The sequence below is a fragment of the Bacillus sp. SRB3LM genome (assembly GCF_015712745.1).
GTDB lineage: Bacteria > Bacillota > Bacilli > Bacillales > Bacillaceae_G > Bacillus_A > Bacillus_A thuringiensis_K.
The window spans coordinates 133,411-146,967 of sequence record NZ_VWVQ01000017.1 but is presented as its reverse complement, the minus strand read 5'-3'; the positions used below and the strand labels follow the sequence as shown (position 1 = coordinate 146,967).

Below are 13,557 nucleotides of genomic sequence, written 5' to 3'. Positions count from 1 at the left end.
AAAGTAAAAAAGCGTAAGAGCGTAAATGGGCTCTTACGCTTTTTATAGATAGAGGTGTAAAAATGACAGTAAGCAAATTTGTCCAAATTCGTAGAGATCTACATAGAATTCCAGAAATCGGATTTAAGGAATGGAAAACGCAACAGTATATTTTAGATTATATAGGAACACTTTCTCATGAATTTGTGGAAGTGAAGACATGGAAAACGGGTGTAATCGTTAAAGTAAATGGAAAAAAACCCGAAAAAATAATAGGTTATCGTGCAGATATAGACGGTTTACCAATTACAGAGGAAACTGGATACAAGTTTGCTTCTATTCATGAAGGAATGATGCATGCATGTGGCCATGATGTACATACAGCGATCGGTTTAGGCCTTCTAACGAAAGCTGTGAGCGAAAGAATAGATGATGACCTTGTATTTCTATTCCAGCCAGCAGAAGAAGGACCAGGCGGTGCTCTTCCTATGTTAGAAAGTGAAGAGTTAAAAGAATGGAAACCAAATATAATTCTTGGTCTTCATATTGCACCAGAATACGCTGTAGGGACAATTGCAACGAAAGAAGGACTGTTATTTGCCAATACTTCAGAATTATATATTGATTTAAAAGGAAAAGGTGGCCATGCTGCCTATCCGCATACTGCAAATGACATGATTGTTGCAGCGAGTCATCTTGTTACACAGCTTCAATCTGTTATTAGTCGCAATGTAAATCCTCTTGATAGTGCAGTAATTACAATCGGGAAAATTACAGGTGGTACGGTTCAAAATATTATTGCAGAAAAATCTCGTTTAGAAGGAACGATTCGAACATTATCAGTGGAATCAATGAAGCGTGTGAAAAGCAGAATTGAGGCAATTGTTGCAGGTATCGAAGCTTCTTTCCAGTGTGAGGCGATTATAGATTACGGAGCAATGTATCATCAAGTATATAACCATGAAGAGTTAACGAGAGAGTTTATGCAATTTGTACATAAACAAACTGATATGAATGTTATTACATGTACTGAGGCAATGACAGGTGAAGATTTTGGTTATATGCTTCGAGAAATCCCTGGATTTATGTTTTGGCTTGGAGTAAATTCAGAATATGGTTTACATCATGCAAAATTAAAACCAGACGAAGAAGTGATTGAAAAGGCAATTACATTTCTAAGCCAATATGTAAAGTGGAAAGGGAATAGAAAATAAAACTTCCGCTTTCATGAAGGTTCCAAAAAACTTTTTGTTTTGAGGTGTAAGTAACGCTCGTATAGATTGATTTTAGACATTTACATACAAATAAAAGAATTAAAGTTAATTGTACTGTTTTAATAATGAGCAGGGGGTTTTAGCCACTGCTCATTATTAATTATCTGACTAACTTATATATGTTTACTTTTAGTATGAAAAGTGTGTAAAATCAATGTGAAACATAGAAAAAAGGGTGGGGAATTACGTGCAAATTAGCAGTGCGATTTTATGTTTCGTCTTATATGCGTATGTTATTATTGCGGCGGTTTATTTTGGGATAAGTTTTTATGCCTATCGTCTAGTAGATAATAATGAATATGACGAAACATACAAATGGGTAAAGAGATATTTATCACCTGTACTAGAAATTATGAATGGGTTTGTGCTCTTTTTATTTATTGGATTAATTGCTTTCTCAACGAGTTTAGTAGGGAATAAAACTACGTTATTTGTATTGGGTATCATTATTTTTATGTTGTTAGGAATAAGGATTGGTAATACGGTCTTTTGGAATGAAAGAAAAGTAGATGGTTGGACGGGAATGTTAATTCCGTGCATGTTAGCTGCAATCGTGACAAATATAGAGCATGAATATTATCAATTACATTTTTGGCTCATTATCGTTTTAACAATTCTTTCTGTTTTGTATATAAGCACAGTAGTACTAACATATATTGCAGATGAAAAAGGAGACGTTAAAGGCACTCGTTTCTTTAGAGGACGGGCATTATTTTGGAGTGTGCCGACGATGGCAGTTATCGCGCTTATTGCGATATTAGTAAATGGATATCAATTTTTTAATTGGCAACTATTTTTAGAAAACTGGTGGATCTTTATCTTTTCATTTATTGCTTTTTTAGGTGCAACGCATTATTTATTCCATCAACATCATTACATATGGGCATTATTATTTGCCTTCACACAGCTTCTATTTGCCTTTTTTGGTCAAGAAACATTATTATTCGTTTTTGAAACATTTAGTTCGTTTGGAAATATATTTGTATTTGCTATGTTACTTGTTGGTATCGCTTTTTACTTGCAACAATATTTTTATATACAAAAACAAAAATAAGAGCTAATTACAGTTTTTGTGACGCATATAAAGTGTGTTACACTGAAAATAAATAGTACTTGAAGTTATTGGAGGAATTCCTGTGGGTGAGAAAGAAAAAGAATTTGCTGTCATTGGACTTGGTCGCTTTGGTGGAAGTATTTGCCGAGAACTAGCTCAATTAGGTATGGAAGTAATGGCAATCGATTCAGACGAGGATAAAATTAATGAATTTGCAAATATAGCTTCGCATGCTGTAATTGCAGATTCAACAGATGAGATGGTATTAAAAAGCCTCGGTATTCGAAATTTTGATCACGTAGTCGTTGCTATTGGAGATAATTTAAATTCAAGTATTTTAACGACTTTGATTTTGAAAGAGCTGGGTGTAAAAAATATTACTGTAAAAGCTCAAAATGATTATCATGAAAAAGTGTTAAGTAAAATAGGTGCAGATCATATTGTGCATCCAGAACGTGATATGGGAAAAAGGATTGCTAATAATATTGCATCAAGCAATGTGTTAGACTACCTTGAGCTTTCAGATGAGCATAGTATTGTAGAGATTATTGCGAATAAAAAAATTGATGGGCACTCTTTAATTGAATTAGATATTCGTGCGAAGTTTGGATTGAATATTGTAGCAATTAAACGAGGTAAAGAAGTTATCGTATCCCCTCGAGCTACGGAGAGTATTCAAGCAGGAGATATATTAATTGTCATTGGTCATGACGATGAAGTGGATCGATTTAAACACTTTTTAAGATAAGAGAAAAGAAAAGGACAATGCCTTCATGGCATTGTCCTTTTTCTTATATTTCCATAATGATTGGTAAAATCATTGGACGGCGTTTCGTTTTCTCATATAGGAATGGAGCTAATGTGTCTGTAATTTCATTTTTAATTTCAGACCATTGTGTTGTTTTACGCTCCATTACTTTTTCTAAATGAGTTGTAATTAATGTTTGTGCATCATTGATTAAATCGCTGCTTTCACGCATGTAAACGAAACCGCGTGAGATGATATCAGGTCCTGCTGCAACTTTAAATTCTTTCATATCAATGCTTACAACTACAATTACAAGTCCTTCTTCAGAAAGGATACGACGATCTCGTAATACGATATTGCCAATATCTCCAATACCGTTTCCATCAATGTAGACCGAACCAGATGGGATTTTTCCAGCTACGCTAGCTTCATCCGAACGTAAAGCAAGAACATCGCCATTATCCATAATGAAGCAATTTTCTTCAGGGATGCCACAATCATTTGCTATGTTCATATGCATACGTTGCATACGATATTCACCATGAATTGGCATGAAGTACTTCGGTTTAATTAGACGTAACATTAACTTTTGTTCTTCTTGTCCACCGTGTCCACTTGTATGGATATTTGAAAGTTTACCGTGAATTACATCAGCGCCAGCGCGGTACAACATGTTAATTGTACGACTTACGCTAATTGTATTTCCTGGAATTGGTGAAGAAGAGAAAACAACTGTATCTCCAGGAATAATTTGAATTTGGCGGTGTGTACCGTTTGCAATACGTGAAAGTGCTGCCATCGGTTCACCTTGACTACCTGTACATAAAATAACAACTTTATTAGCTGGTAAGCGGTTTAGTTGAGATGCATCTATGAATGTATCTTTCGGGCAACGAATATAACCAAGGTTTTGTCCAATTTCAATCGCTGCTTCCATACTTCGACCAAACACAGCTACTTTACGGTTGTTTTCAACAGCAGCTTCAACAACTTGTTGTAAGCGGTGAATATTTGATGCAAAGGTTGCGAATATAATCCGTCCTTCTACTTTACGGAAAATGTCTTGAATGCTATCACCAACGCGACGCTCAGACATAGTAAAGTTTGGAACTTCACTGTTCGTACTATCAGATAATAGACATAGTACGCCATCTTTACCGATTTCAGCCATTTTCGTTAAATCAGCTGGTTCACCAACTGGTGTGAAGTCAAATTTGAAGTCACCTGTATGAACAACTTGACCTTGAGGTGTTTTCACAACAACGCCGTACGAATCTGGAATACTGTGAGTTGTACGGAAGAAGGATACAGACGTTTTTTTGAATTTAATAACGTCATCTTCTTGAATCTCGTAAAGTTTTGCTTTACGAAGTAAGCCGTGTTCTTCTAATTTGTTTTTGATGAGCGCAATTGCTAATTTTCCACCGTAAATTGGAATGTTCACTTGACGTAATAGGTAAGGGATTCCACCGATATGATCTTCGTGACCATGTGTAATGAATAACCCTTTAATTTTATCTTCATTTCGCACAAAATAAGTGTAGTCTGGTATTACATAATCGATTCCGAGAAGTTCGTCCTCTGGAAATTTAATTCCAGCATCAATTATAATAATTTCATCCTGAAATTGAACAGCGTATGTATTTTTACCGATTTCACCAAGCCCACCGAGAGCAAATACAGCAACTTGGTCGTTTTTTAGAAATTTCATATCGCTATACGATTTCCGCTAATGTTAAATCAGCGTTTTCTTTTTCATATTCAAGATGAGCGCCAGTAACAGACTGAACAAACTCGATATTATATGCGAACTTATTTAATTTTGTACGAACATCCTTTTCAGACGTAGCCTCTAAATATAAAACTTTTGTATTTTCACGTACTGGAACCTCAGTTAATTTTTCTTGATAAAATACTTTAAAAATCATTTGGAAAACCTCTCCTTGTCTATGTTTTGCATTATCTGTTACTTATTATAAAGCAAACAGTCACGATTTTCATGTTTTTTCGAATGAGAATGAAGAAAAAGCCCTAAATGGGCATAATTTAAGCGATTGTCTTTTTACGGACTAGACCGTTTAAATAACGCTTGATCTTTTTCTTCAGCTTCTTCAGCATGATTACTCCTTCCTTTCCTTATTTTAAACATGCCTATTACTAGTGAAAACTCTATCTCTGATATAAGAGATAGGACAAAAGTGAATGGTGAATCTTGTCCTTTCCCATACAGTGAAAGTTATTCTATAGTAACGATTAGTAGCCGTTAGTTATAGGTATAGTATGAGGAAGAATGGAAAAGAAAATTCATCCGAACAAGTATCCACATGTTTTACTAATATATATATATGCAAAGTTTACAAATAAGGTCAGAAAGGGAACGCTTTCTTCACAGATGTTTAATATGTTATACTTTTTTTTAGAATTTGAAAAGTGATATTCAAAATAGGAATATAGAGTGCCAGAAAGGATTTTGACAAATGAATGATAAAATTGTCTTTTTTGATATTGATGGAACGTTATTAGATCATGATAAAAAAATTCCACAATCTACACGAGATGCAGTAAAACAGTTACAAGAGAAAGGTGTACATGTAGCAATTGCGACAGGGCGCGCGCCATTTATGTTCGAAGATATTCGCAAGGAACTTGATATACATAATTATGTTAGTTTTAATGGACAATATGTTGTCTTTGAAGATGAGGTAATATTTGATAATCCGTTACATCCAGATGCTTTACATAAGTTTACTCAGTTTGCAAAACAAGAAGGATATCCACTTGTATACCTTGACCATCAAGATATGAGAGCATCAGTGGAATATCATGATTATGTGAAAGAAGGCTTCGGAAGCTTAAACTTTGAGCATCCAGCATATGAGCCTAATTTTTATGAGGAACGTAATATTTATCAAACACTACTTTTTTGTGAAGTAAATGAAGAGGAAAAGTTTATTAATCATTATCCAGATTTTCATTTTATTCGTTGGCATGCATATTCAATGGACATCATTCCTAATGGTGGTTCTAAGGCAAAAGGAATTGAGAAATATATTGAAAAGTTAGGTTTTAATCGTGATCAAGTGTATGCATTCGGAGATGGCTTAAATGATTTAGAAATGATCGAAGCTGTTGGCACAGGTATTGTGATGGGAAATGGCCATGAAGACTTAAAAAAACTTGCAAATCATGTGACAAAGGATGTTAGTGAAGATGGTATATATCATGGACTAAAGTGGGCTGGATTGCTGTAAGTGAATATGGAACCCATTTCATAATAAAAAGGCGGAAGTTAACTTCCGCCTTTTTATTATCGCTCTAGAGGTTTGGAATCATCAGGAGCGGCAAAAGGATTTTCTTTATTAATATGGTCATAGAACATAACTCCATTTAAATGGTCAATCTCGTGCTGGAATACGATTGCTGGTAAACCTTTTAAACGTAATTTTACTTCTTCTCCGTTAATAGAAGTTGCTTTTACTGTAATTCTTGTATAACGAGGAACATAACCAGGTACTTCGCGGTCTACAGATAGACAGCCTTCACCACCCTGTAAATATGTACGTTCAACAGAATGGCTAATGATTTTTGGATTGAATAATGCATGGCTATATAATGTACCGTCCGCATCGGTTACATGAACTGCAATCATTTTTTTTGAAACACCGATTTGCGGAGCCGCTAATCCGATTCCAGGGCGTAAACTATATTTTTCAGCCATTTCAGGATCTTGGCTATTTATTACGAATTCAATCATTTCTTTTAAGGTAGTTGTATCTTCTTCGCTTGCCGGTAATGACACCTCTTCTGCAACGTTGCGCAAAATAGGATCTCCTTCGCGAATAACATCTTTCATTGTAAGCATATGTAATCTCTCCTTTCCTCTTTAGTCTACCAAAGGAGATGGAAAAAGTCATCGGCAAGAAAGGGAAGGCATTTTGGAAATCGTTCTATTATAGAGTATTTATGTATGTGATAAACAGAAAAAGACGGCAAAGCCGTCTTTTTCTTTCCATAGTTGTTTCGTTTTACATTAGCGAATGCAAGCAGCACCAACGATAATTAAAAGAATAAACAACACAACGATTAAGGCGAAGCCGCGTCCAGACCCGCCACAAGAACCGCCATAACCGTAGGAAGGATATGAACAAGTTGGATAGCAATATGAGTATCCGTACATGAGATGACCTCCTTTATCATTTCCCGCTAATACTGCGGTTACTATAATGTATGGAAGAGAGGGTGGAAATGTATAGGTATTTACCTAAAAAAGGAAGAGTAGTTTGTATATTTTTGTTACGAAGAGAGAAAAACTAAAGAGAATTAAATCGTTTACATATTATTCTAAGAGAAAAAATAAGTGAAAAAGGGAATAATATAACAGTAGGTCAATGCTTACTAATACAGATGTAAAAAATAAAAACACGTTTGTGTAGTAGAAACCTGCATATTATTTATAAAAAAACGTATTCAAAGTAATTGACATCGTAATTAGAATAGTTGTAAACTAAAAAACGTGATCAAGATTGTATTAATATGTTTCTGAAAAAACATTAGTACAGATTGTTAGGTACACAAAATTATTCTCAACCGACAGACAAACATGTTGGTTTACATCGTTGCGCTTTTTAAACTGGAAAATAGCCAGTGAAAGCGTTTCAGAATATGGTTCAAGAGAGGAAGAGGTGAACGGAATGGGTACTAAAACAAAAAAGACCCTATTTAATGTTGATGAGCAAATGAAAGCTATCGCAGCTCAATTTGAAACATTACAAATTTTAAATGAAAACGGTGAAGTTGTGAATGAAGCAGCTATGCCTGAATTATCTGATGATCAATTAAAAGAATTAATGCGTCGTATGGTGTATACTCGCGTATTAGATCAACGTTCTATTTCTTTAAACCGTCAAGGACGTTTAGGTTTCTACGCACCTACAGCTGGACAAGAAGCTTCTCAATTAGCAAGTCATTTCGCACTTGAAGCAGAAGATTTCATCTTACCAGGATACCGTGATGTACCACAATTAGTATGGCACGGATTACCATTATACCAAGCATTCTTATTCTCTCGTGGACACTTCATGGGTAACCAAATGCCTGAGAATGTAAATGCATTAGCTCCACAAATCATTATCGGTGCGCAAATCATCCAAACTGCTGGTGTTGCGTTAGGTATGAAACTACGTGGTAAAAAATCTGTTGCAATTACTTACACTGGTGACGGTGGTGCTTCACAAGGTGACTTCTACGAAGGTATGAACTTTGCAGGTGCATTTAAAGCTCCAGCAATCTTCGTTGTTCAAAACAACCGTTATGCAATCTCTACTCCAGTAGAAAAGCAATCTGCAGCTAAAACTGTAGCACAAAAAGCAGTAGCAGCAGGTATTTACGGAATTCAAGTAGACGGTATGGATCCACTAGCTGTATACGCAGCGACTGCTTTCGCTCGTGAGCGCGCAGTAAATGGCGAAGGCCCTACTTTAATCGAGACTTTAACATTCCGTTACGGTCCACATACAATGGCTGGTGATGACCCAACTCGTTACCGTACAAAAGATATCGAAAACGAATGGGAACAAAAAGACCCAATCGTACGCTTCCGTAAGTTCTTAGAAGCTAAAGGCCTATGGTCTCAAGAAGTTGAAGAGACAGTAATCGAAGAAGCAAAAGAAGATATCAAACAAGCAATTGCTAAGGCTGACCAAGCTCCAAAACAAAAAGTAACTGATTTAATGGAAATCATGTACGAAAAAATGCCTTACAACTTAGCTGAACAATATGAAATCTACAAAGAAAAGGAGTCGAAGTAAGCCATGGCTCAAATGACAATGATTCAAGCAATCACTGATGCTTTACGCGTTGAAATGAAAAATGACCCTAACGTACTTGTATTTGGTGAAGACGTTGGTGTAAACGGCGGTGTATTCCGTGCTACTGAAGGTTTACAAGCTGAATTTGGTGAAGATCGTGTAATGGATACTCCACTTGCAGAGTCTGGTATTGGTGGACTTGCAGTTGGTCTTGCACTTGAAGGATTCCGTCCAGTTCCAGAAATCCAATTCTTCGGTTTCGTTTATGAAGTAATGGATTCAATTTCTGGTCAATTAGCTCGTATGCGTTACCGTTCTGGTGGACGTTGGACTGCTCCAGTAACAGTTCGTTCTCCATTCGGTGGTGGTGTTCATACTCCTGAACTACATGCTGATAGCTTAGAAGGATTAGTGGCTCAACAACCTGGTCTAAAAGTTGTTATTCCATCTACTCCATACGACGCTAAAGGTCTTTTAATCTCTGCGATTCGTGACAACGATCCAGTTATCTACTTAGAGCATATGAAATTGTACCGTTCATTCCGTCAAGAGGTACCAGAAGGTGATTACACAATTGATTTAGGCAAAGCTGATATCAAACGTGAAGGTACAGATGTATCTGTTATCGCTTATGGCGCTATGGTTCACGCTGCATTAAAAGCTGCTGAAGAACTTGAAAAAGAAGGTATCTCTTTAGAGGTTGTTGACTTACGTACAGTTCAACCATTAGATATCGAAACAATCATCGCTTCTGTTGAAAAAACAGGTCGCGTAGTTGTAGTTCAAGAAGCTCAAAAACAAGCTGGTATTGCAGCTAACGTTGTAGCGGAAATTAACGACCGTGCAATCTTAAACTTAGAAGCTCCAGTTGTACGTGTTGCAGCTGCTGATACAGTATTCCCATTCTCTCAAGCAGAGAGCGTATGGTTACCAAACCACAAAGATATTGTTGAAGCTGTAAACAAAGTAATGAACTTCTAATTTTTAGCTTTTCATGTGCAAAAGAAATCAGCACATGCTGGTTTCTTTTGTACATATTCCATAATAATGAAATGAATCAGGGGGCTGAATTCCGTGGCATTTGAATTTAAACTACCAGATATCGGTGAAGGTATCCACGAAGGTGAAATCGTAAAATGGTTTATTAAACCAGGCGATGAAGTAAACGAAGACGATGTACTTCTTGAAGTACAAAATGATAAAGCAGTAGTAGAAATCCCTTCTCCTGTTAAAGGTAAAGTACTTGAAGTACTTGTAGAAGAAGGAACAGTTGCAATCGTAGGAGATACATTAATTAAATTTGATGCTCCTGGATACGAAAACCTTAAATTTAAAGGTGACGATCATGATGAAGCTCCAAAAGCTGAAGAAGCAGCAGTAGAAGCTCCAGCAGCGGAAGCTACTCCAGCAGCAACTGCAGAAGTAGTAAATGAGCGCGTAATCGCTATGCCATCTGTTCGTAAATACGCTCGTGAAAAAGGTGTAGACATTCATAAAGTATCTGGTACTGGTAAGAATGGCCGTATCGTAAAAGCTGACATCGATGCATTTGCAAATGGTGGACAAACTGTAGCAGCAACTGAGGCTCCAGCAGCAGTAGAAGCTACTCCAGCAGCAGCGAAAGAAGAAGCACCAAAAGCACAACCAATCCCAGCTGGTGAATATCCAGAAACTCGTGAGAAAATGAGTGGTATCCGTAAAGCGATTGCGAAAGCAATGGTTAACTCTAAACACACAGCTCCTCACGTAACATTAATGGACGAAGTAGATGTAACAGAACTTGTTGCTCACCGTAAGAAGTTCAAAGCAGTAGCAGCTGACAAAGGTATTAAATTAACTTACCTTCCGTACGTTGTTAAAGCTTTAACATCTGCATTACGTGAATACCCAATGTTAAACACTTCTTTAGATGATGCATCTCAAGAAGTAGTTCATAAACATTACTTCAACATCGGTATCGCAGCTGACACAGACAAAGGTCTATTAGTACCAGTTGTTAAAGATACAGATCGTAAGTCTATCTTCACAATTTCTAACGAGATCAATGATCTTGCTGGTAAAGCACGTGAAGGTCGTCTAGCTCCAGCTGAAATGAAAGGTGCTTCTTGCACAATTACAAACATTGGTTCTGCAGGTGGACAATGGTTCACTCCAGTTATCAACCACCCAGAAGTAGCAATCCTTGGTATCGGCCGTATCGCTGAAAAACCAGTTGTGAAAAACGGTGAGATTGTTGCAGCTCCAGTATTAGCATTATCTCTAAGCTTTGACCATCGTTTAATTGACGGTGCAACTGCTCAAAAAGCGTTAAACCAAATTAAACGTCTATTGAATGACCCACAATTATTAGTAATGGAGGCGTAATAACAATGGTAGTAGGAGATTTCCCAATTGAATTAGATACAGTCGTTGTTGGTGCAGGTCCTGGTGGATACGTTGCGGCAATTCGTGCAGCACAATTAGGTCAAAAGGTAGCAATCATTGAAAAAGCTAACCTTGGTGGCGTATGCTTAAACGTTGGATGTATTCCTTCAAAAGCGTTAATCAATGCAGGTCATCGTTATGAGAATGCAATGCATTCTGATGACATGGGTATTACTGCAGAAAACGTAAAAGTTGACTTTACAAAAGTTCAAGAATGGAAAAACGGCGTAGTTAAGAGATTAACTGGCGGTGTTGAAGGCCTTCTTAAAGGTAACAAAGTTGAAATCATTCGCGGTGAAGCTTACTTTGTAGATGCTAATACATTACGCGTTATGACTGAAGATGCAGCTCAAACTTATACGTTTAAAAATGCTGTTCTTGCAACTGGTTCTACACCAATCGAAATTCCAGGATTCAAATACTCTAAACGTGTTATCAACTCTACAGGTGCTTTAAGCTTACCTGAAATTCCTAAAAAACTTGTTGTAATCGGCGGCGGTTACATCGGTATGGAATTAGGTACTGCATATGCTAACTTCGGTACAGAAGTTACTGTAGTAGAAGCTGGCGACGAAATCTTAGCTGGTTTCGAAAAAGCTATGAGCTCTGTTGTTAAACGTGCTCTACAGAAAAAAGGTAACGTAAATATCCATACAAAAGCTATGGCTAAAGGCGTTGAAGAAACAGAAACTGGCGTAAAAGTTAGCTTTGAAGTTAACGGTGAAATCCAAACTGTAGAAGCAGATTACGTATTAGTAACTGTAGGTCGTCGTCCAAACACTCAAGAAATCGGTCTTGAGCAAGTTGGAGTTAAAATGACTGACCGCGGCATCATCGAAATCGATGAGCAATGTCGTACAAATGTACCAAACATCTATGCAATCGGTGATATCGTTCCTGGACCACCATTAGCTCACAAAGCTTCTTACGAAGGTAAAGTAGCTGTAGAAGCAATTAGTGGCCATGCATCAGCTATCGATTACATCGGAATTCCTGCAGTATGCTTCACTGATCCAGAATTAGCATCTGTTGGTTACACTAAAAAACAAGCTGAAGAAGCTGGAATGACTGTAACTGTATCTAAGTTCCCATTCGCTGCTAACGGTCGTGCATTATCATTAAACAGCACTGACGGTTTCCTACAACTTGTAACACGTAAAGAAGATGGTCTTCTTGTAGGTGCTCAAGTTGCAGGTGCAGGTGCTTCTGATATTATCTCTGAGATTGGTTTAGCTATCGAAGCTGGAATGACAGCTGAAGATATCGCTCAAACAATCCATGCTCACCCAACATTAGGTGAAATCACAATGGAAGCAGCTGAAGTTGCTCTTGGAATGCCAATTCACATTGTAAAATAATTAAGTAATGTAAATAGCCCCTCTCTTATTGTAAGAGAGGGGCTATTTTTATTTTCATCAAATGACCTGCAAGGTCTTTAAACGTACTTGTCGAATGAATATATAATACTTTAACAAATGATTCAGGCGTAACTTACTTCAAAGGTAATGTATATCATCCTATAATATGTAATTGATTCAAACTTAACCCCATATATTAATAAAATAGAGCATGTCAAAGGAGAAGGTTCCATGAAAATATTACATGTTATATTTTATCATTTACTACTATGGAGTGGCTTTTCCACTGTATTAACATTATCGAATGGTGATAAGTTTCATTATAAAGTTATTCTTTTTTTCGTATTCCTATATCTAGCCTATGTAATAGCATATTTTGTATTGCACGTGAGAAAGCAAGCTTTATTTCTTACATGTTCAAATTGTATACTATTTTTAATCATATTATCTATTTTTTAAATTAGCGTTTATAAAAATACATTGTTCTTCCATTAAATAATTGTAACTCTCCTTCTAATTTCTTCGCTAAAAAACGGCAAAATTCATTTGCTTTCCCTTTGTCACCAAATGTTGCATTAGGTGGTAAAGAAACTTGGATGAAAGATTGTTCATTTTCTATACCAACACCAATATAAATTGAGTCATAGCGGTCGTGATTGGATTGAAGTTTTAATGTTGTTGTAGATGTATCTAAAATTTCATAAGGAAAAGCGGTATTTGTATACGTGTAATTAATTTGGGCACCAGTTTTAGAAGTAACTGTTTTATAATAATGAAAAAGTTGTTTTATATCATCTATTGAAACTGATTGTTGGTTGGATTTAGGTACAAGCGTAATAAAGGCGTGTTGCATATAAGTTCCCCCTAACTTAGTAGAATACTATCATTCTACATCCTACTGAATTTTTTGACA

Annotated in this window: 14 protein-coding genes; 9 read left to right on the top strand and 5 right to left on the bottom strand. The window is 36.5% G+C overall.

Translation table 11 applies throughout. The features are described from left to right. Positions 1–62: 62 nt before the first annotated feature. The 3 genes from F3I02_RS11670 to F3I02_RS11660 all read left to right on the top strand — a co-directional run bounded on the left by F3I02_RS11670 (position 63) and on the right by F3I02_RS11660 (position 3,055). Entirely contained in the window at positions 63–1,193 is a 1,131-nt protein-coding gene (locus F3I02_RS11670) for an N-acetyldiaminopimelate deacetylase (RefSeq protein ID WP_000218669.1), read from the top strand. 247 nt (positions 1,194–1,440) lie between these two features. Beyond that, positions 1,441–2,307, top strand: a complete 867-nt coding sequence (locus F3I02_RS11665) for a cytochrome C oxidase assembly protein (protein WP_196478012.1) — start codon at positions 1,441–1,443, stop codon at positions 2,305–2,307. An 82-nt stretch (positions 2,308–2,389) separates the two neighbouring features. Continuing rightward, positions 2,390–3,055: a potassium channel family protein gene (locus F3I02_RS11660; protein ID WP_000504034.1), complete on the top strand. Its 666-nt coding sequence runs from the start codon at positions 2,390–2,392 to the stop codon at positions 3,053–3,055. A 43-nt stretch (positions 3,056–3,098) separates the two neighbouring features. Here the strand turns inward: F3I02_RS11660 and rnjA are convergent, their stop codons facing one another. Then, a complete protein-coding gene (rnjA, locus tag F3I02_RS11655; RefSeq protein WP_000670377.1) occupies positions 3,099–4,766 on the bottom strand; it encodes a ribonuclease J1 in 1,668 nt (555 codons plus the stop codon). 4 nt (positions 4,767–4,770) lie between these two features. After that, positions 4,771–4,983 (bottom strand): DNA-dependent RNA polymerase subunit epsilon, encoded by a 213-nt coding sequence (locus tag F3I02_RS11650; protein WP_000576435.1) that lies wholly within the window; start codon positions 4,981–4,983, stop codon positions 4,771–4,773. Between the two features lie 549 nt (positions 4,984–5,532). Between F3I02_RS11650 and F3I02_RS11645 the strand changes: the two genes are divergently transcribed. Further along, positions 5,533–6,306 carry a Cof-type HAD-IIB family hydrolase gene (locus F3I02_RS11645; protein ID WP_000998266.1) on the top strand — a complete coding sequence of 258 codons (774 nt, stop codon included), beginning with the start codon at positions 5,533–5,535 and terminating at the stop codon, positions 6,304–6,306. A gap of 56 nt (positions 6,307–6,362) precedes the next feature. Here the strand turns inward: F3I02_RS11645 and def are convergent, their stop codons facing one another. Further along, a complete protein-coding gene (gene def / locus F3I02_RS11640) occupies positions 6,363–6,917 on the bottom strand; it encodes a peptide deformylase (RefSeq protein WP_000957048.1) in 555 nt (184 codons plus the stop codon). Positions 6,918–7,085: 168 nt separating this feature from the next. Further along, complete coding sequence (locus tag F3I02_RS11635; RefSeq protein WP_000274562.1) at positions 7,086–7,232, bottom strand: YjcZ family sporulation protein; 147 nt, start codon at positions 7,230–7,232, stop codon at positions 7,086–7,088. A gap of 514 nt (positions 7,233–7,746) precedes the next feature. Here F3I02_RS11635 and pdhA point away from each other — a divergent pair. The 5 genes from pdhA (at position 7,747) to F3I02_RS11610 (ending at position 13,103) form a co-directional block, all read left to right on the top strand. Next, positions 7,747–8,862, top strand: a complete 1,116-nt coding sequence (gene pdhA, locus F3I02_RS11630; RefSeq protein WP_000536895.1) for a pyruvate dehydrogenase E1 component subunit alpha — start codon at positions 7,747–7,749, stop codon at positions 8,860–8,862. A gap of 3 nt (positions 8,863–8,865) precedes the next feature. Beyond that, positions 8,866–9,843: a pyruvate dehydrogenase complex E1 component subunit beta gene (pdhB, locus tag F3I02_RS11625; protein ID WP_000068168.1), complete on the top strand. Its 978-nt coding sequence runs from the start codon at positions 8,866–8,868 to the stop codon at positions 9,841–9,843. A gap of 93 nt (positions 9,844–9,936) precedes the next feature. Further along, complete coding sequence (gene pdhC / locus F3I02_RS11620) at positions 9,937–11,226, top strand: pyruvate dehydrogenase complex dihydrolipoyllysine-residue acetyltransferase (RefSeq protein ID WP_000863422.1); 1,290 nt, start codon at positions 9,937–9,939, stop codon at positions 11,224–11,226. A 5-nt stretch (positions 11,227–11,231) separates the two neighbouring features. Beyond that, on the top strand, positions 11,232–12,644 hold the full coding sequence (lpdA, locus tag F3I02_RS11615; protein ID WP_196478011.1) for a dihydrolipoyl dehydrogenase: 1,413 nt from the start codon (positions 11,232–11,234) through the stop codon (positions 12,642–12,644). Between the two features lie 231 nt (positions 12,645–12,875). Further along, entirely contained in the window at positions 12,876–13,103 is a 228-nt protein-coding gene (locus F3I02_RS11610) for a hypothetical protein (protein ID WP_000697469.1), read from the top strand. Position 13,104: 1 nt separating this feature from the next. Here the strand turns inward: F3I02_RS11610 and F3I02_RS11605 are convergent, their stop codons facing one another. After that, the gene (locus F3I02_RS11605) at positions 13,105–13,497 is read right to left on the bottom strand and encodes a DUF1885 family protein (protein WP_001163299.1); all 393 of its coding nucleotides are present in this window, start codon (positions 13,495–13,497) and stop codon (positions 13,105–13,107) included. Between the last annotated feature and the right edge of the window lie 60 nt (positions 13,498–13,557).